Source organism: Ruegeria sp., from assembly GCF_965199275.1.
In the GTDB taxonomy this organism is placed as follows: Bacteria; Pseudomonadota; Alphaproteobacteria; order Rhodobacterales; family Rhodobacteraceae; genus Ruegeria.
This window is the reverse complement of the sequence record NZ_CBDAQX010000015.1, coordinates 107,797-125,206: the sequence shown is the minus strand read 5'-3', so window position 1 is coordinate 125,206 and position 17,410 is coordinate 107,797. Positions and strand designations below refer to the sequence as shown.

17 protein-coding genes are annotated in these 17,410 nt (G+C 58.9%); 6 read left to right on the top strand and 11 right to left on the bottom strand.

The genetic code is table 11. The features are described from left to right. Positions 1–5 precede the first annotated feature (5 nt). From ACOERD_RS11870 to ACOERD_RS11825, 10 genes are all read right to left on the bottom strand, one after another. Entirely contained in the window at positions 6–995 is a 990-nt protein-coding gene (locus tag ACOERD_RS11870; RefSeq protein ID WP_419739151.1) for a nuclear transport factor 2 family protein, read from the bottom strand. Then, entirely contained in the window at positions 992–2,035 is a 1,044-nt protein-coding gene (locus tag ACOERD_RS11865; RefSeq protein ID WP_419739150.1) for a LacI family DNA-binding transcriptional regulator, read from the bottom strand. The genes ACOERD_RS11870 and ACOERD_RS11865 overlap by 4 nt, the downstream gene beginning before the upstream one ends. Beyond that, entirely contained in the window at positions 2,035–2,799 is a 765-nt protein-coding gene (locus ACOERD_RS11860) for an SDR family NAD(P)-dependent oxidoreductase (protein ID WP_419739149.1), read from the bottom strand. Before ACOERD_RS11860 ends, ACOERD_RS11865 begins: the two co-directional genes overlap by 1 nt. Then, the gene (locus ACOERD_RS11855) at positions 2,799–3,851 is read right to left on the bottom strand and encodes an ester cyclase (protein ID WP_419739148.1); all 1,053 of its coding nucleotides are present in this window, start codon (positions 3,849–3,851) and stop codon (positions 2,799–2,801) included. Before ACOERD_RS11855 ends, ACOERD_RS11860 begins: the two co-directional genes overlap by 1 nt. Beyond that, positions 3,848–5,179: a histidinol dehydrogenase gene (gene hisD, locus ACOERD_RS11850; RefSeq protein WP_419739147.1), complete on the bottom strand. Its 1,332-nt coding sequence runs from the start codon at positions 5,177–5,179 to the stop codon at positions 3,848–3,850. The genes ACOERD_RS11855 and hisD overlap by 4 nt, the downstream gene beginning before the upstream one ends. A gap of 11 nt (positions 5,180–5,190) precedes the next feature. Continuing rightward, positions 5,191–5,721, bottom strand: a complete 531-nt coding sequence (locus tag ACOERD_RS11845) for an ester cyclase (RefSeq protein WP_170380320.1) — start codon at positions 5,719–5,721, stop codon at positions 5,191–5,193. A gap of 4 nt (positions 5,722–5,725) precedes the next feature. Next, positions 5,726–6,880, bottom strand: a complete 1,155-nt coding sequence (locus ACOERD_RS11840) for a carbohydrate ABC transporter permease (RefSeq protein WP_419739146.1) — start codon at positions 6,878–6,880, stop codon at positions 5,726–5,728. 1 nt (position 6,881) lies between these two features. Beyond that, a complete protein-coding gene (locus ACOERD_RS11835; RefSeq protein ID WP_419739145.1) occupies positions 6,882–7,859 on the bottom strand; it encodes a carbohydrate ABC transporter permease in 978 nt (325 codons plus the stop codon). A 112-nt stretch (positions 7,860–7,971) separates the two neighbouring features. Next, the gene (locus tag ACOERD_RS11830; RefSeq protein WP_170640096.1) at positions 7,972–9,183 is read right to left on the bottom strand and encodes an extracellular solute-binding protein; all 1,212 of its coding nucleotides are present in this window, start codon (positions 9,181–9,183) and stop codon (positions 7,972–7,974) included. 75 nt (positions 9,184–9,258) lie between these two features. Further along, a complete protein-coding gene (locus tag ACOERD_RS11825; protein WP_419739144.1) occupies positions 9,259–10,305 on the bottom strand; it encodes an ABC transporter ATP-binding protein in 1,047 nt (348 codons plus the stop codon). A 164-nt stretch (positions 10,306–10,469) separates the two neighbouring features. On the opposite strand from ACOERD_RS11825, the gene ACOERD_RS11820 reads away from it, so the two are divergent. Beyond that, positions 10,470–11,471 (top strand): ester cyclase, encoded by a 1,002-nt coding sequence (locus ACOERD_RS11820; protein WP_419739143.1) that lies wholly within the window; start codon positions 10,470–10,472, stop codon positions 11,469–11,471. Further along, the gene (locus ACOERD_RS11815) at positions 11,468–12,340 is read left to right on the top strand and encodes an amidohydrolase family protein (RefSeq protein WP_419739142.1); all 873 of its coding nucleotides are present in this window, start codon (positions 11,468–11,470) and stop codon (positions 12,338–12,340) included. Before ACOERD_RS11820 ends, ACOERD_RS11815 begins: the two co-directional genes overlap by 4 nt. Positions 12,341–12,549: 209 nt before the next feature. On the opposite strand, the gene ACOERD_RS11810 is transcribed toward ACOERD_RS11815, so the two are convergent. Further along, entirely contained in the window at positions 12,550–13,797 is a 1,248-nt protein-coding gene (locus ACOERD_RS11810) for a flavin-containing monooxygenase (protein WP_419739141.1), read from the bottom strand. A gap of 200 nt (positions 13,798–13,997) precedes the next feature. Here ACOERD_RS11810 and ACOERD_RS11805 point away from each other — a divergent pair, with 200 nt between their 5' ends. Genes ACOERD_RS11805 through ACOERD_RS11790 form a run of 4 tightly spaced genes read left to right on the top strand, consistent with a single transcriptional unit; the run spans position 13,998 to position 17,372 of the window. Continuing rightward, complete coding sequence (locus ACOERD_RS11805) at positions 13,998–15,140, top strand: aromatic ring-hydroxylating oxygenase subunit alpha (protein WP_419739140.1); 1,143 nt, start codon at positions 13,998–14,000, stop codon at positions 15,138–15,140. A gap of 2 nt (positions 15,141–15,142) precedes the next feature. Continuing rightward, positions 15,143–15,559 carry a RidA family protein gene (locus ACOERD_RS11800; RefSeq protein WP_170473868.1) on the top strand — a complete coding sequence of 139 codons (417 nt, stop codon included), beginning with the start codon at positions 15,143–15,145 and terminating at the stop codon, positions 15,557–15,559. Between the two features lie 4 nt (positions 15,560–15,563). After that, positions 15,564–16,238: a DUF1028 domain-containing protein gene (locus ACOERD_RS11795; protein ID WP_419739139.1), complete on the top strand. Its 675-nt coding sequence runs from the start codon at positions 15,564–15,566 to the stop codon at positions 16,236–16,238. A 24-nt stretch (positions 16,239–16,262) separates the two neighbouring features. Continuing rightward, positions 16,263–17,372: a Rieske 2Fe-2S domain-containing protein gene (locus ACOERD_RS11790; RefSeq protein ID WP_170641211.1), complete on the top strand. Its 1,110-nt coding sequence runs from the start codon at positions 16,263–16,265 to the stop codon at positions 17,370–17,372. Positions 17,373–17,410 lie beyond the last annotated feature (38 nt).

Genomic DNA, 17,410 nt, shown 5'->3' with positions numbered 1-17,410 from the left:
GCCACTCAGCCCTCCTGTCCTTGCAGCAGAATCTGTTTCCAGACCGAGGTCTCGTCGAACAGGGTGTATTCCCGGCGCAGCTGCGGCTGGCCGCTGATCAACTCGCCGAACTCGCCGTGGCTGATGCCTAGAACATCGACCTGCGCACCGGTTGGCGCGCCAAAGACACCCCAGCCATCATGCTTGCCCCATAGGCTCCAGCGGATCGCGGCTCGGGGCGGCATGTTCGGGTCGTCGCGGCCAATCTGGTGTTCGATCTTAAATTCGGCGTTGGGGAAGCTGGCGCGCAAGCCCATCCAGAACCGATCCACCGAGTCCCAGCCATGGCCGGTGACCCCACCTACATACTCGGACTGTATAGCGCGATCATATTCGGTTTCGATTGTGCCCATATCGGCATTCATGATCCGGGTCAGGATGTCGGCGTAACGCTGCCCCCATTCATTGTCGTTGCCGGTGCCCTTGTAGGGGCCGGGCTGGTCGATCTCGGGAGTCAGCGGTTTGACGCAGTTCTCAGGTCCACCTTCGCGCGCGATCAGATCGGCAGCGTATTCCTTGGGGTCCCAACCCATCTGGCGCACGATCGCCCCCTGATCGCGGATCAGCCATTCGTCATTGATCTGGTTGTCGATGGCATGGCAGTCGGCGAGAATCCTATAGCGCAATTTGGTTCCGGTCGCTTTACCGTAAACACCCTCGGCCAAATGTGTCGCGGTCGAGATGATCCGGTGCGAACTCAGCATTCCCTCTTCCGGCGTACCGGACCAGATAACATCCTCGCCCAGCAATTGACGGTCGGGAAATTCGGCCAGCGTCGCCATGGTCGCGCCGATCACGTTCTGGTTGCCCAGCACCACCGAACCGGGCGAGCGCACGACGATATCCTTGCTGTAATAGTCATGCAGCGTGGCGATGCCGCGATCTTCCCAGATCTCTTTGGTGATCCCGATGATGTAGTCCGGGAAATCCCGGAATTTCGGATCAAAGCCCTTCATCTTTCAGTCCTTTGTGGTTTCCACCCCTTCGGCAAACGCGCCGAGGTCCGCACGATCAGCGGCCCGTCAATGGCCACTTTGCGCGGTTCGGCCGTGGCCGGGGTGTCGATATGGTCAAGCAATGCGGTGACGGTTTCAGCCACCATCAGATTTGCGCGCTGGCGGATGGTCGTCAGGTTATAGGCAGGCCAACCGGCGGGTGGCACGTCGTCATAGCCGATGACCGAGACATCCTCGGGCACGCGCAGGCCCAATTCGAAGCGGATCACGTCCATCACGGCCAAAGCCATGTGATCATTGGCCACAAATACCGCGTCGGGCCGTTTGCCGGGCGCCACATCAAACATCCGGCGGGCGGCGGCACGGGCGTTTTCGGTGTGGAAATCTCCGACATCATGGGCGAACACATCCTGCCCGCCTTCGGCCAATGCCGCGCGGAACCCGGCCTCGCGGTCGCGCTGGGTCGAGGCTCCCTGCCAGCCCGCGATATAGGCGATGCGCTTGTGCCCTCCGGCCAGCAGAAACTCGGCCACTTTGCGCCCGCCCGCATAGTTGTCCGAGGCCACCGTGGTGATCCCGTCTAGATCCTGCGTACGGTTGAACAATACAACCGGAACACCGGCCTGCTGGCAGCGCGTGGCAATATCCGAGGACATCGGAACCGATGCCAGAATAACCCCGTCAACCTGATAATCCAGAATCTCGTCCATCACGTCGTCAATATTCCCGGCCGAGCGTGAGGCCATGAAAATTAGCACGTGATAGCCTTGTTCTTGCAGCGCGTTGGAGAGCTTTTCTAACGCCTCGGGGTAGAAGTAATTCTCGAGATACCCCACCACCAGACCAATGATCCGGCTTTTGCCCGACACCATGGCGCGGGCCAGAACATTGGGTCTGTACCCGAGTTCGGCGGCCGCCTTGCGCACTTTGTCTTCGGTCTTCTTGCTGACCGAGGCACCGGGCGTGAACACTCGGCTGACCGCCGATTGGCTGACACCGGCCAGCTGCGCAACCTGCAGGGATGTGACTTTTTCAGCCATCAGTCCGCCGTCCACCCGCCGTCAATCAGCATCGAAGTGCCCGTCACCAGCGCCGAGGCGTCTGAGGCCAGATAGGTGACCGCGCCCATGATGTCTTCGACTTCGCCCACGCGGTCCAGCTTGATCTTGTCCATGATCCACGCGGCGCGTTCTGGGTTGTCGAAGGTGGATTGTGTCAGCGGTGTGCGGATGAAAGTCGGGCAGACCGTGTTGATGCGGATGCGCTGTTTGCCCCATTCGATCGCCATCGCTTTGACCATGCCCTCAATCCCGTGTTTGGTGGCACAATACAGCGCCCGGTCCACACCGCCCACGTGGCCCATTTGGCTTGAGATATGGATGATCGATCCTGGCCGCCCGGCCTCAAGCAGCGCCTTGGCCGCGTAGGATGACAGAAAATAGGCCGAGCGCAGGTTGATATCTGTCACCGCGTCGAAATCCTCGGGCGTGGTGTCGATTGCCGGGCTATGGCGGGCGGTTCCGGCGGAATTGACCACCACATCAAAAGGGCGGACTTCGAACAGTTGTTTCAGCGCCTGCAAGTCACCCTGATCCACCACCACAGCCTCGGCCGACCAGCCCTGCGCCTGCAGCGCGGCGACAGTCTCAGCCAGTCGATCTGCCCCGCGCGCCGCACAAACCACATGCGCCCCGGCTTCGGCAAGCGCCACGGCGCAACCCTGACCGATACCCGACGAGGCACCGGTGACCAGCGCGGTTTTACCGCTTAGCGAAAAAGAGGGGGTGCGGGGCAGGTCAGTCATCAGCTCATTCCATCCGGTAATTCAATACGGCCCATATTCCGGGCCTTGTTGAATTCCCGCAGACGGGCGAACACGTCAACGCCAAGTTGGCGATAAGCATCCAGAAGATCGACCAGAACCCAGTTTTCGCGGATGAGGCCATTCTCGAGCCGCCAGAAATCAAGGCTGCGCATGGTGATCCGCTGGCCCGAGGGCGCAATCCCCATCCAACCGTCATGGGTTACCGTTTGAATCATGTTCGGCCATCCAGTGACGGCTGCATATTCGCCATCGCCGAAGAAGTGATAGGTGATGTCATCCACATACTTCCCGCGATCCGGCATCCCGTTCAGGAACGGAATCTGATGCCAGTTGCGGAACCCGGCATAGCCGCGCCCGGTTCCGATCCCGGCGGGGCCGTACCAATTCATGCGAGGGTGCCAGAACTTCTCCATCTCCATCACCTCTGGCCCACCCTGCGAGGGGTGTTTCTTGAGGTGATCCAGCATGTATATGATGTGCTGGCATGTTTGCTGACCTTTGGCGGCATCATAGGGACCCGGTACCAGACCATCCTGCGTCGCGGGACCCGGTACATGCCATTCGTACCCAAGGCTGGGGGCCATGGGCCAGGCGTTGGCCTGCATCATCACTTCGGGGATGTCCCACAGCGCCTGCATCTCGACGATCTTGCCGTCGCTGAAGCGATAGAATTCATGGAACCGCATCGTCACCTGATGGCCGGTCGGCGGGATGTCCAGCCACGGCCCGGTGAAGGTGCCGGTATAGTAGCCGCCGCAACCGACCCAATCCGCGCCGTGTTCATCCGGCCCGGCTGTGACGATGTAGTCGCGCCGCTCCAAGTCAGGCCATGCGTCCAACAAACCTTTGTACGCGGTGTCATAAAACGCATCGCTACCGTTGCTGTCGCCGAAAGGGTGGCACAACCGAAACAGGGCATCCGGAGCGCTGACATTTGCAAGCGCTTTCCGCACACCCGTTTCCGTAAAGTCATACATAGCCGCCCTGAGAGGAGCGATCAGGGATTTGTGCTGCGTATGGACATCACTCATTCCGCAGCGTCCCGATACGGGGCCGCCTCGCCATAGGGCACGTTGATCCCGCCATAGCGCCGCACCCGGACATTGCATTGTTCGGCGTGGCCCACGAAACCTTCCAGCGTACACAGGCGCGAGCCGTATTCGCCGATCAATGTTGCGGCCTCATCTGTCAGAACCTTCTGATAGCTGTGGGTCTTCAGGTATTTACCTACCCAAAGCCCACCGGTATAGCGGCCCGCCTTTTTGGTCGGCAGCGTGTGGTTGGTGCCAATCACCTTGTCTCCGTTCGACACATTGGTGCGAGGGCCAAGGAACAGCGCACCGTAGCAGGTCATGTTCTCAAGGAACCAGTCATCGCGGTCGGTCATCACCTGTACATGCTCGGATGCGATGTCGTCGGCAACTGTCAGCATCTCGTCATAGGTGTCGCACACGATCACCTCGCCATACTCGGCCCAGGACACTTTCGCAGTGTCGGCGGTGGGCAGGATGCCCAGCAGGCGGTCGACCTCGGCTAGAGTATCCTCGGCCAGTTTACGCGAATTGGTCAGCAGCACGCAGGGGCTGTTGTAGCCATGCTCGGCCTGACCCAACAGGTCGGTTGCGCAGAGTTCCGCGTCTGCTGCGGTCTCGTCGGCGATCACCATGGTCTCGGTCGGGCCGGCAAACAGGTCGATGCCCACACGGCCAAACAGCTGGCGCTTGGCTTCGGCCACAAAGGCATTGCCGGGGCCAACGAGCATGTGGACGGGGTCAATGGTTTCGGTCCCCAGCGCCATCGCGCCGATGGCCTGAATGCCGCCCATCACATAGATCTCATGCGCGCCGCCCAGATGCATGGCTGCGATCACCGCCGGGTTCGGCTTGCCCTGAAACGGAGGTGTGCAGGCGATAATGCGCGGCACGCCCGCCACGCTGGCCGTCGCCACCGACATATGCGCCGAGGCCACCATCGGGAACTTGCCGCCGGGCACGTAACAGCCCACCGATTGCACGGGGATATTTTTGTGGCCTAAAATGACGCCGGGCAGGGTTTCAACCTCGATATCTAGCATCGAGTCCCGCTGCGCCTGTGCAAAGTTGCGCACCTGTTCCTGGGCGAATTTGATATCGTCCAGCTCGCGCACGGTGAGTTGGCCGATCAGATCGTCGATCTGCTCCTGCGACAAGCGGAACGAGGCGGGGGAATAGTTGTCGAACTTCTCGCTCAGCTCGCGCACGGCGGCGTCACCACGGGTTTCAATGTCTTTCAGCGTGGCCTCGACCACGGCGCGGGTCTTGGCGTCATCTTCGGCCCGGTCAGCGTCGGATTTGCCGCGTTTCAGATACTCGATTGCCATAATCCTGATCCTTACTTGTCGGGGCGGGGCGCGGTTTTCTCACCCCGGTCATAGGCTTCCCAGCCCTCACCGTTGAACAGATCGACCCCCAGCTGCGCGGCCACATGGGCGAAATCCACATTCACCCAGTTGTCGACGATCTTGCCATCGACCACTTTCCAGAAATCCATGTAACGGATTTCAACCCGCTTTCCGGTGGGGGCGATGCCCAGAAACTCGCCGGAATGGGTGGCCTCTTGCCGGCCGAAGGCGGCAGCCCATTCACCCATATAAAGGCGTGCCTCATCGATGCAGGTTTTGTCTGAAAACGCCGCCTGGAAGGGGCGTTGCCAGTTGTCTTGAAACTCCTTCAGGCCGGTCTTGGTGCCGCAGCCCTGATTGCCCATCCAGCGGAACCCCTTTGAGAAGAACTCGCCAATATCGTCAATACGGTGGTCGTTCAGACCGTCCACCATGGTTTCGATCACGCGGCGCGTGTCTTCGGTTTTGCTCAGATCCGTATCACGGGTCAGAACGGCTTGTTCCGGGCGGGAACCCTTCATTTCTTTATCCTTTTACTGCGCCAGCGGTCAGTCCGCTTACGATTTGGCGTTGGAAGATCATCACAAGGAAGAACAGCGGGGCGATGATCGATACCGCAGCGGCCACGGCGACCACCTGATCGGTCGTGGTTGTTTCGCGGTTGAACATGCCCGCAATGGCAGGGACCATCGTCTGGTTCTGCGCATCGAGCAGCAGCGAGGTCACAAGAAAGTCGTTATAGGCCAGCAGGAAGCTGAACAGCCCAGTCGTAATCACTCCCGGCCACATGACCGGCATGATCACGCGGCGGAAGGCCTGAAAGTGGTTGCAGCCATCAACCCGCGCCGCCTCGTCCAGTTCGGCCGGAATGTTCTGGAAGAACGAGCGCAGCATCCAGATCGTGAACGGCTGGTTGATCGCAACCAGCACCGCGATCACGGCGAAAGGCTTACCATAAAGCGTCGGTGCATTCTCACCCAGAATTGGCGCCAGCCACTCGGCTGAGTTGATGAAGACCGGCAGATAGCCCGCAACCAGAACCGAATGTGGCAGCGCGCGAAAGATCAGCGCAATCAGCAAAATCCAGAAGGCCAGTGTTGAGCCCGACCGCGCCAGACCATAACCGGCCAGCGTGCCTACGGTCAGCGATACGGTCACAACTCCGGCGGTCACGACCAGCGAGTTTTTGAAGTTGTTGGAAAAGCCCCGGTCAACCCAAACGGTTTTGTAATGCTCGGTCGTCACGCCCAGCACGTCGCGGCCCAGTGGGCCGAACAGCGGGTTCAGCACGTTCAGAACTGCGGGCAGGACTACAAAGAACACCAGTAGGAAGGCGATCAGGGCGACAAGCACTCCGACCACCCAACCGAACCACGCCTGACCCGGCGCGGTGTATTCCTTGATCTTCGCGGGCAGTACCTTTGTCACGACCATGGCCGCACCCCAGATCACCGCGATCCCGAGAATGATATCCAGAACCGACAACCCGTTCCCTGTGGCCAGCGTCGCCGGGCCAAAGATCACGTTCAGCGCGTTGCTGTCATAGGCGTCAACGGGGGATTTGACGCTCATGATCGCAATCCAGACGATCGGGAAGGCGGCGACAAGGCACCAGAACGCCAGGAAGATGTTCGAGGTCAGCCGCAGGCTGAGAGGTTGGCGAAGCGCGCGCGAGGACATATCAGTGGCCTCCTTTATGGTCGCGCCAGGTGCGGCGCAGCGGCAGGATCAGTAGAATGACGATCCCGATCATGGTCAGCATCGCGCTGGCCGAGGCCCGGCTGATCGACCGGTTGCCCGCCTGATCCGGCACGAGGAAGTCGAAAGTCAGCCATTGCAGCGAGATGACATAAGCCTGGCTGGAGAAGCCGACGATCTCTTCGAACACTCGGTAGGCGTCCATTAGGTGAATCATCGACACGAAGATGATCAGCGGCATCAGATGCGGAATGACGATGTATTTCATGCGCTGCCAGCGGGTCGCACCGTCGATCACGGCGCTTTCCAGACTGTCCTGATTGACGGTCTGCAACCCGGCATAGAACACAACGGCCGCAAACGGGGCCACGTGCCAGACGCGGTAGAACATCATCAAGATTTCTATCGTCCAGGCTTGCGCGAATAGGGCGATGTCTCGGTTCAACCACCATTCCAGCAGCGCCGTCAGGATGCCGTCCCCACGGAACAGCCAGTTGATCGACAGCGCGCCGATCACCGGCGTGATGATGAAAGGCAGCAGCGAGATAAAGATGACCGGCCCGCGGATCGACCCCGCGGCGTTATTGATGAGAACCGCGATGCCCAACCCGAACCCAATGACCAGAGGCAGTGTGATCAGCGTGAAAGTCAGCGTGAATCGCAGCGCCTTCCAAAAGTTGATGGTTGACAGCACGGACCAATTGCCCTCGGTGATCGCGCGCCAGGCCCGCTCGGGTTCCAGCACATTGCGATAGCTTTGCAGGCCGACATATTCGGTCTGGGTGATCACCTCGCCATGCTCATCCAGCTTTGGCTGCGATTTCTGCTCGGTCACACAGGTCTGGGTCAGGAAGCCAGGGGTACAGGTTTCGACCTCGACCATCTCATAGACGGGTTGGGTGATGTAAAAGCTCTGCTTGAACACGCTGACCAACGGGAAAGCGATAAAGAGAAGCATCATAAAGACAGAGGGGCCAACAAAGGCGGCAAATGTCCTGAAATTCATGGCTCTGCCTTTCTCATGGTTCTCGGGTTGGGAAATAGGGAGGGCACGGGGCCCTCCCCGGGGAGGATCAGTTGCTGATCAAACCAGCTTCTTTCGCGGCGGTGATGTAGTCCGCCTCGATATCGGCCAGCGCAGTCTGTGCGTCCTTGGCGCCGGTCAGGTAGTCGGCCAGACCGTTACCCAGGGCGCTGTGCAGAACACCCATGGCGGCGCTGGCCGGGTAGGCCCCCGCACCGTTTTCCGCCGAGGCGGCAGCGCCTGCAGCCAGTTCGCCGGGCTGGTAGGCCGCGTTCAGCCAGACGGCGGTGTCATTGTTGGCACTGACCATGTCACCGTCGATTCCTTCCATGACCAGACGGAAGGCGGCATCGGCCTCTTCATCGCTCATGTTCGAGGCCAGAACGATGCCGTCCCACCAGATTGTGGTCGAGGGGCGCTCGGATCCCATCGGAGCCGAGGCCATGGTGACCTTGCCGACCACTTGGCTTTCGGCCTCGTCATTCATGGCAGCGGCGCGGCTGGCCCACAGGTTCGCCATGGCGATCTTGCCCTGTTGGAACTGCTGCTGGACATAGGTGGAATCGGACACGAGGTATTCGGGATCCATGAACTCGGTCATGGCCTTCATCGTTTCAAGCGCTTTGACGCCCTTTTCGTTGTTGATCGCGGGCATATTGCCCTCGCCGATGAACGTGCCGCCTTCGCCCATATACATGTTGACGAATTCCTGAGCCAGGTTCCAACCGGTTTTGAAGGTGCCGCCGATGGGGTATTCCATCACGCCGGCCTCTTTGATCTTGGCGGCGGCAGCCAGAACGTCGTCATAGGTCTTGGGTTCTTCGATGCCCAGCTCGGCCAGAACATCATCGCGATACATCAGGTGCTGCGCGTTCACCATCATGGCGATCGCCATCACCTTGCCATCCACCTTGATCAACTGGTTGGGCAGCAGGTCTTGCCCGTATTTTGCAACCAGATCATCCAGCGGACGGATCGTGCCCGCGTTCAGAAGTGGGATCATGGTTTCATTCGCCACGCCGCCGATCTGATAGAGCGAGGGGTCGGCCGCAAAGGCTTCGGGCTGTTTCTCGCGGAATTCCTGGTCCAGCGAGGCGCTGAAATTACCGCATTCGGCCATCGCATCCGTCACAGCTTTCCAGGCTTCGAACCCCGCTGACAGCGATTTCAGCGGCACTTCGTTTTCATAGGAACAGGCTGCCGATGCACCGCTTGCCGCGATGGCCATGGCGCCTGCCATTAGGATCGTCTTGAGTTTCATGCATTTCTCCCTGTCAGGATGGGTCCGTCGTCGACGCCCGGACCGCTGTTATGCCCCGAAGGGCTGTTGGCGGGGTTACTCCCCGATCCGCGCACCGCTTCCAGCTTCGAAGAGGTGACAGATTTCTGTTGGCACCGAGAATGAGACATCTTCCCCGATCTCGGCGCGGAAAGATTTATCGGCCTTGACCGACACCAAAGCCCCACCGACCCGAACCGAGATCATGGTCGCGTCGCCCAAAAGTTCGAGCGTGTAGATGGGTGCGGTGATCTGGCCCGTGCCTTCGGCAAGACTGGCATCCTCGGCCCGAAAACCAAGTGTCATGGGGCCATCGGGGGCGTTGACCGGGATTTCGACATGTTCCGCACGGAATACGCCGCCCGCGACCTCACCCTCCATTAGGTTCATGGCGGGTGAGCCGATAAAGCTGGCGACAAAGGTATTCGCTGGTCGATCGTAGATTTCGGTCGGGCTGCCGACCTGCTGCACCACGCCCTGTTTCATCACCACAACGCGGTCGGCTAGTGTCATCGCCTCGATCTGGTCATGGGTCACATAGATCGTGGTCACCGCCAGCTCATGGCTGAGGTTCTTGATTTGCGCCCGGGTCGAAACCCGCAGTTTGGCATCCAGGTTCGACAGAGGTTCGTCCATCAGGAACACGTTCGGTTCCCGCACGATGGCACGGGCCAAAGCCACGCGCTGCCGCTGACCGCCCGACAGTTCGGCGGGTTTGCGATGCAGGAAATCGTCCAGCTCGACCATCGCACTGGCGCGACGAACCTTGTCGTCATGGGTCGCCGGGTCGATGCCGCGCACTTTCAGCGGAAAGCGGATGTTCTCATAGACGTTCATGTTGGGGTAGAGCGCATAGCTTTGGAACACCATCGCCACATCGCGGTCTTTGGGTTCCAGATCGTTGACGACCTTGCCGTCGATCAAAATATCGCCCTCGGTCACGTCCTCAAGCCCGGCGATCATCCGCATCGTGGTGGTCTTGCCGCAACCCGATGGACCCAGAAGCACCAGAAACTCGCGATCTGCGATGGTTAGGTCAAAATTGTGGACCCCCACAAACGAACCCCATCGTTTGCCGACGTTACGCAGTTGAATTTCCGCCATGGTGCCCCCAACTAGGATTCGTTTTGCATACGTTTGCAAAACTGTAATTCGCATATATCAAATCAGGCAAGACTTTTTTGCATACGTATGCAAGAATGTGGAAAATACCCGATTCATTCTAGCGACACAAAACGCGCAACACCCTGACACAAATGGAAAATACCGTGACCTTCCAGAAAGAGAAAAAAGTTATCTCTGACTTTCATTCCGCATTGGATTCAGCGACGCCCCAAGACGTTCCCAGCGTCATGAGCCGTTTCTGCACACCCGACTCAGTTTGGCGCGGCTTTCACCCATTCAACTTGATCAATGATGCTGAACAGTTGGCGCACCAGTTCTGGATGCCCCTGAAATCCAGTCTGATACGACTTCAAAATCGGGTGGATATCATGTTCGCCGGGCAGAATTCGCTGCGTGATGAATCAGATGTGTGGGTCGTCACTATGGGGCATTTGATGGGCCTGTTCGACCATCCTTGGTTGGGCATTCGCCCGACCGGAAAGCTGGCGTTTCTGCGCTATTGTGCCTTCTACAAGGTCGCCGACGGCAAGATCATGGAAACGGCGATGTATTTCGACATACCTCACCTGATGGTGCAGGCCGGGCAGAACCCGTTTCCCCCGCAAACAGCGGCGCATCTGGTGCAACCCGGCCCAATGCCACATGACGGTCTGCTGTCGACGGAACAGCCGGTTGCGGAGGGCAAAAAAACACTGGCATTGATCAATGCGATGATCTCGGATCTCGGCCAGTGGCAAGGCGGGTTACCGCTTGAGGAGGAGTTGGCCCGAACCTGGCATCAAGACATGATCTGGTGGGGGCCCGAGGGGATTGGCGCGACCTACACGATCGAACGCTACGCCAAGCAACACTCGGGACCGTTCCGTGCGGGTTTCAAAGACCGGACAAAGACCAAACATATCTGCCGTCTGGCCGAAGGGCATTATGGCGGCTTCTTTGGCTGGCCCAACTTCACCGCGACGCCATCAGGAGGGTTCATGGGTATGCCGGCCACTGGCAAACCGGGTGAGTTCAGGGTGATCGACATTTATCGCCGTGCCGAGGACAAACTGGCCGAAAACTGGATTTTCATAGACCTGCTGCATTTCTGGAAACAACAGGGAGTCGACGTATTGGGTCGCACTGCTGGGATCGAAACACCATGAAGATAGACGCACATCACCATCTGTGGGATCTGAACGCCGTGGAGTATCCTTGGTTGATGGAAAAGGGCGCCGTTCGGTTTTTTGGCGACCCCACGCCGATCCAGCGTGACTACTTGTTGCCAGAGTATCACGCGGATGCGTCGGCACAGGGCTTCTCGGCGTCGGTTCATATCCAGGTCGGCGCCGCCGATCCTTGGGCCGAGGCGCAGTGGGTACAATCCGTGGCCGATCAATATCCGGACTGGCCGCTGGTTCAGGTCGTGTTCTGTGATCTGACAGCCGACGATCTGGAATACCAGCTGGATCGCTTTCAATCGCTACCCTCGGTCCGGGGTGTTCGTCAGATCGTTGGGCGCGCGCCCGGCGAAGATGCCAAGACCGGCACAAACAGATTGCTTGAAAACCCGGATTTCCGGATAGGGCTGAAAACTGTGGGCGAGCGAGGCCTTTCCTTTGACCTGCAATTGCTTCCCGAACTGATGGAGCAAACTGCCGAAGTGCTTTCGCAGGCACAAGGTACGCCTGTCGCTCTTTGTCATGCTGGCTCACCACATGACCGCAGTGCTGAGGGGTTAAGTCACTGGCAAGAGGCGCTTAGTTCCCTATCCAAACTGCCGCAGGTCCATTGCAAACTCTCTGGGCTTGGCATGTTTGACCACAATTGGAGCGCCCAAAGCGTCGCGCCAATCGTTTCAACCTGCTTGTCGCAATTCGGCGCCGATCGTGGCATGTTCGGATCCAACTTTCCGGTCGACAGTCTTTCTTCGACTTACAATGAACTGGTTTCGCGCCTTCAAGAGCTGATCCCTGAAGGGCATCAGAACAGCGTGTTCCACGACACTGCAAAGAGGTTCTACCGTTTCCAGTGAGGTTGGAAATTGTACTCAAAGTTGATCGGTCCGTTGCAATTGAGGGTGCCGCGTGGGGCGATACGCTTAGATAAGTGCACGCCCAGATTCATTCGGTTTCATCATTTCAGGCAATCACAGCCCGACTTTCGACTTCAAATTAAAACCGAGCCAGGCAGATCAGGCCGCTCATGAGAACGGCCTGTTTCTCTTTTGCTGATCAACACCTCTCAAGGAGAATTTGGTGCATAGGCCAGATAGTTTTCCTGAATAGAGATCTGGTCCGCGATGAACTTTGCATCGTGCCAAACGCCCCAGATAAACGATGATCCGCGGCGGGATTGCCACGGCAGCCCTACGAAATAGAGACCTGGCACCGGAGAGACACCGCGTTGGTGGATAGGTCTGCCCCGGTCGTCCAGCGTGTCTGCCTCCAGCCAGTCGTAGTCAAACTGGAACCCTGTTGCCCAAATCACGGTGCGGATATTGTTGCGCTCAAGGTCCAGCTCGCGAATGGGGTCCGACACACAGGCGGGATCGTCCGGTATGACCCAGGCCTCGGGCTCTTCTGGCAAATCGATGCCGGTGCGCGCGACGTAGGCATCGGCGGCTTCGAGCAGGGACAACATGTTTGCGTCGCCCGCATCAAGATTGGCTTTTAGGTCATCAGCGATATGGAGAACGCCGTTTTCATATCCCGACGACATCCCCAGTAAAGTGATACCGCGCTGGGCAAGTTTCCTGAAATCTACAGTTTTGCCGCCATGCGCGCCACTGACTGCGATCGTGACATGCTCGGTGCCGGGCGCCGGAGTATCCAAATTCCAAATGCCGAGCACTCCCAGCCACCAGACATTGTCTCGCCCGCGATAGCGACGTGGAGGTCGGTCATGGGGGCCAATGGAAAAGAAAACCTCGCGCCCAGCATCATGCAATTCGGCCGCGATCTGCGATCCGGAGGAACCGCCGCCGATGACCAGAACGGCGCCCTCATGCAAAGCCTCGGGATTGCGATAAGCGGTGGAGTGCATCTGCAGAACGTCAGAAGATTCGGGGATGATTGGTGGAATCGCCGGTTTCTGAAACGGCCCTGTGGCACAGACGAGGTGGCGCGCTTCTATGGGACCTTGCGACGTTTCGATCAAAAAACCCGCGCGGTTTTCATGCGGCCGCGCACGCGTCACCGTGACGCCGGTGCGCACGGGCGCGTCGATCATTTTGGCATAGTCTTCAAAATACTGTGCCACGCATTCCTTGCGCGGAAAGGCGTCGTGGTCGCCGGAAAACTCCAAGCCCGGGAAGCGATCATGCCATGCCGGACCATTTGCAACGAGTGAATCCCACCGCTCGGATCGCCAACGTTCGGCAATGCGGCCCCGCTCCAAAAGGACGTGGTCAATGCCTTGGGCACGGAGATGCTCGCTTGTGGCAATGCCCGCCTGACCTGCGCCAATCACCACCGTGTCGAAATTTTCCATCGCGTCACCTTTTTTGCCGAGCTGGGTATCTGTTGGCCCGGCTGCTTCTTTTGCTTGTGCAACCCTAATTTTGTATCATCTTATGTCGATTAGATTTTACCTAATCACCGGTAAGATAGACTTTTGGTTTGTTTCCGGCAAAAGCCGTCTCAGTATGTGAATGCGGTGGCCGCCCGCGACTCAGGCAAAGAGGTTCGTTCATGCCCAAAGACCACGTTGATCCTATCGCAGCACTGCGCGCGAATACCTCGGTCCCATTTGAACGTGCGCGGGCCATGCCGACCGAGGTCTATACCGAGCAGAGCTTTGTCGATGCAGAGCTTGAGCACATCTTCCGCAAAGACTGGTACTGTGTGGGCCGGGCCGACGCCTTGTCGTCTGTCGGGGACTATGTCGCTTGCGAACTGGCCGGGCAGCCAATCGTTGTGTTGCGTGACAGAGACGGCGAGCTGCGCGCGATGAGCAATGTGTGCCTGCACCGCATGTCGACACTTTTGCATGGGCGCGGGAATGCCAAGACAATCGTCTGCCCCTATCACGCCTGGACCTACAACCTCGACGGCAAGCTACGCGGAGCGCCCGCGATGAAGCAGAACGAGGCGTTTTGTAAAGAAAACTACGCGTTGCCTCAGGTCCGCTGCGAAGAATGGCTAGGCTGGGTCTTTGTCTGCCTTGATCCAAATGCAGCCACCGTGGCCGAGCAACTGTCTGAAGTCGCGACCATGATCGAAGGCTACGACATGGCCAACTATTCCGAGGCGTTCTACGAAGAACACGTCTGGGATACCAACTGGAAGGTGTTGGCCGAGAATTTCATGGAAAGCTACCATTTGCCGGTGTGTCACGCGGGCACGATTGGTGGATTGTCGCGGCTGGAGGACATGATTTGCCCACCCGGCAGCGCGGCCTTCAACTACCACACGATTCTGAAGGATGAATCCTTGCGCATCGCTATGGCTCATCCCAGCAATGATCGGCTAAGAGGCGATGAACGCCGCACGACCTTTCTTCTGGCGCTTTATCCAAGCCTGATGATCACGCTGACGCCAGGGTATTTCTGGTATCTGTCCTTGCATCCCAAAGGGCCGGGTCAGGTGCATATCCGCTTTGGCGGCGGCATGTCGAATGACTTTGCGGATGACCCAGACGCGCAAGACAATTTCACCGCGCTCAAGGCGCTTCTGGATGACGTGAATGTCGAAGATCGTGGCTGTACCGAAAAAGTGTTTCGGGGGCTATGTTCAGAGGCGGCAACGCCCGGGCACCTAAGCCATCTGGAACGCCCGAACTACGACTTTGCGCAGTATCTGATGTCAAAGATCGACGCAGGAGGCGCGTCCTAAATATGGCTCACACCCGCATCCGCCCTTTCAATACTGGCGATACCTACCCTGAACAGTCGCTCGACAATGACCTGTGCCAAGCCGTCGTCACACGCGGCGGAAGTACTGTCTGGATGCGCGGGCAGTGCCCGCAGAACCTGGACGATGCCAAGAACATCGACAGCCACGACCCGGCAGAGCAGACCCACAAGGTGATGCAGAACATCAAGCAATTGATCGAAGAAGCAGGCGGCGAAATGGAGCATCTCGTCAAGGTGGTCGTATACATCACCGACGTTCGCCACCGTGAGGCTGTGTATCGGACCATGGGCGAGTACATTAAAGGCGTGCATCCTGTTTCGACCGGGCTGGTGGTGCAGGCTCTGGCACGGCCCGAATGGCTGGTGGAGATTGACGCCACCGCCGTGATCCCGGACTAGCCCCGTGACTTTCTCTCTAGTGGCCCGCTGCGCGCAGACCGGCATGTTTGGCATGGCGATCTCGTCTTCTTCTCCGGCAGTTGCAGCCCGTTGCGCCTATGCCCGTGCAGGCGTTGGCGCGGTGGCGAGCCAGAATGTCACCGATCCGAGCCTTGGTCCAAAGACGCTCGATCTGATGGAACAGGGTGCCTCGGCTGAGGCGGCGGTGCGCCAAATCACTGGTGAGGCCGCGCATATCGCGTACAGGCAACTTCTGGCAATTGACCGGAACGGAACCACAGCCATCCACTCCGGCCAAAACGTGCTGGGCAACTGGAACGAGGCGCAGGGTAGGGATGTTGCATCGGGGGGCAATCTTCTGGCCCATGATGGTGTGCCCGCTGCCATCGTTTCCGCATTCGAAGATGCGACAGGTCACTTGGGTGACCGGCTGATTGCGGCACTGCGCGCTGGGCTTGTTGCCGGGGGCGAGGCCGGGCCCGTGCATTCCGCGGGTCTGATGCTGGTCGACAAAGTCAGCTGGCCCGTGGCCGACCTGCGCTGCGACTGGACCGAGGATTGCCCCATCGAGGCGGTTGCAACCGCTTGGGACGTCTACAAACCACAACTGGACGATTACGTGCGCCGCGCACTCGATCCCTCCGCCGCGCCCTCCTATGGCGTGCCAGGGGACGCGTAAGACATAACAACAAGGGAGGCCGGGATGACCCATTTGCGAACGAAACTTCAAGACTTGGCCGCCTTGCCCGCGGATCGCCCGATGGGTATGCCCGGCGCATTCTATACCTCGCAAGAGCAATTCGACCACGAGGCGCAGACTGTGCTGCGCAGCGGGTGGCACTGTTTGGGTCGGGTCGACGAAATCCCGGAACCCGGTGATTTTTTTACCGTTCAGCTTCTGAATGAACCCTTGCTTGTCGTGCGCGGCGATGAGGGTGAAATCCGTGCCCTTGCGAATGTGTGTCGGCATCGCGGAATGCCACTGGCAGAAGGAAGCGGCAATACAAAGCGGTTTGTTTGCTCGTATCACGCTTGGGCCTACGGACGCGACGGTGCCTTGCTGCGCGCCCCACGGATGGAGAATGCGGGCTTTGACCCCAAATCCTGCAGGCTGCCGGAACACCAGGTGCAGCTTTGGAACGGGTTCATTTACGTGAACCTGACGCCAGACGCCCCGCCGTTTGAACACCCCGAGCTTGATGCCATGCTGGCACCTTATGAAACCGAGGATTTTCGCCTTGTGCATGTGGCCGAAGAAAACTGGCAGACCAACTGGAAATGCCTGGTTGAGAACTTCATGGAAGGCTACCACCTGAGTGTGGTCCATCCGCAAACCCTTCACGGCTACACCCCGTCAGGGCTGTCTCGCAAGCTGGTCAGCGGGGATGGCTACACCTCCTACGCTGCCAATTACCCGGACAATATCACGCCGCGCGGAGACGGCGCCGCGGGTCTGAGCGAGGCGGAACGAAAACGGTCGTCCCTCTTTGCGAAGTTTCCCACGCAGGTGGCCAGCCAAGCCGCCAGCCTGCTCGTATCGTTGTCTATTTTCCCGATCAACGCGAACCTGATCCGCGTCAAATGGACGATGTCCGTCTATCGCGATAACCTCGATCACGACACGATCCAGGGGCGAATCGCGCTCTGGGAAGAGGTCAACCGCGAGGATCGCGAAAAGCTTGAGCGCATGCAGGTCGCGCTGCATTCTGCCCACGCGATCGAAGGGCCGCTGGCAGGGGATGACTATGAAGGCACGATCCGCGATTTCCAGACCTGGCTGGCCCAACAGGATAGTGCCCCTGATCTGGCCTGAGAGTATGCGAGCCCTGAAAACCTCTGCCAACGTCTCAA

Bases quoted from the DNA above. Each gene is read 5' to 3' on its own strand.
- ACOERD_RS11835 (WP_419739145.1), bottom strand. From the start codon at position 7,859: ATGATGCTTCTCTTTATCGCTTTCCCGTTGGTCAGCGTGTTCAAGCAG.
- ACOERD_RS11855 (WP_419739148.1), bottom strand. From the start codon at position 3,851: ATGAGTGATGTCCATACGCAGCACAAATCCCTGATCGCTCCTCTCAGG.
- ACOERD_RS11860 (WP_419739149.1), bottom strand. From the start codon at position 2,799: ATGACTGACCTGCCCCGCACCCCCTCTTTTTCGCTAAGCGGTAAAACC.
- ACOERD_RS11840 (WP_419739146.1), bottom strand. From the start codon at position 6,880: ATGTCCTCGCGCGCGCTTCGCCAACCTCTCAGCCTGCGGCTGACCTCG.
- ACOERD_RS11815 (WP_419739142.1), top strand. From the start codon at position 11,468: ATGAAGATAGACGCACATCACCATCTGTGGGATCTGAACGCCGTGGAG.
- ACOERD_RS11790 (WP_170641211.1), top strand. From the start codon at position 16,263: ATGACCCATTTGCGAACGAAACTTCAAGACTTGGCCGCCTTGCCCGCG.
- ACOERD_RS11810 (WP_419739141.1), bottom strand. From the start codon at position 13,797: ATGGAAAATTTCGACACGGTGGTGATTGGCGCAGGTCAGGCGGGCATT.
- ACOERD_RS11845 (WP_170380320.1), bottom strand. From the start codon at position 5,721: ATGAAGGGTTCCCGCCCGGAACAAGCCGTTCTGACCCGTGATACGGAT.
- ACOERD_RS11825 (WP_419739144.1), bottom strand. From the start codon at position 10,305: ATGGCGGAAATTCAACTGCGTAACGTCGGCAAACGATGGGGTTCGTTT.
- hisD (WP_419739147.1), bottom strand. From the start codon at position 5,179: ATGGCAATCGAGTATCTGAAACGCGGCAAATCCGACGCTGACCGGGCC.
- ACOERD_RS11865 (WP_419739150.1), bottom strand. From the start codon at position 2,035: ATGGCTGAAAAAGTCACATCCCTGCAGGTTGCGCAGCTGGCCGGTGTC.
- ACOERD_RS11800 (WP_170473868.1), top strand. From the start codon at position 15,143: ATGGCTCACACCCGCATCCGCCCTTTCAATACTGGCGATACCTACCCT.
- ACOERD_RS11870 (WP_419739151.1), bottom strand. From the start codon at position 995: ATGAAGGGCTTTGATCCGAAATTCCGGGATTTCCCGGACTACATCATC.
- ACOERD_RS11830 (WP_170640096.1), bottom strand. From the start codon at position 9,183: ATGAAACTCAAGACGATCCTAATGGCAGGCGCCATGGCCATCGCGGCA.
- ACOERD_RS11805 (WP_419739140.1), top strand. From the start codon at position 13,998: ATGCCCAAAGACCACGTTGATCCTATCGCAGCACTGCGCGCGAATACC.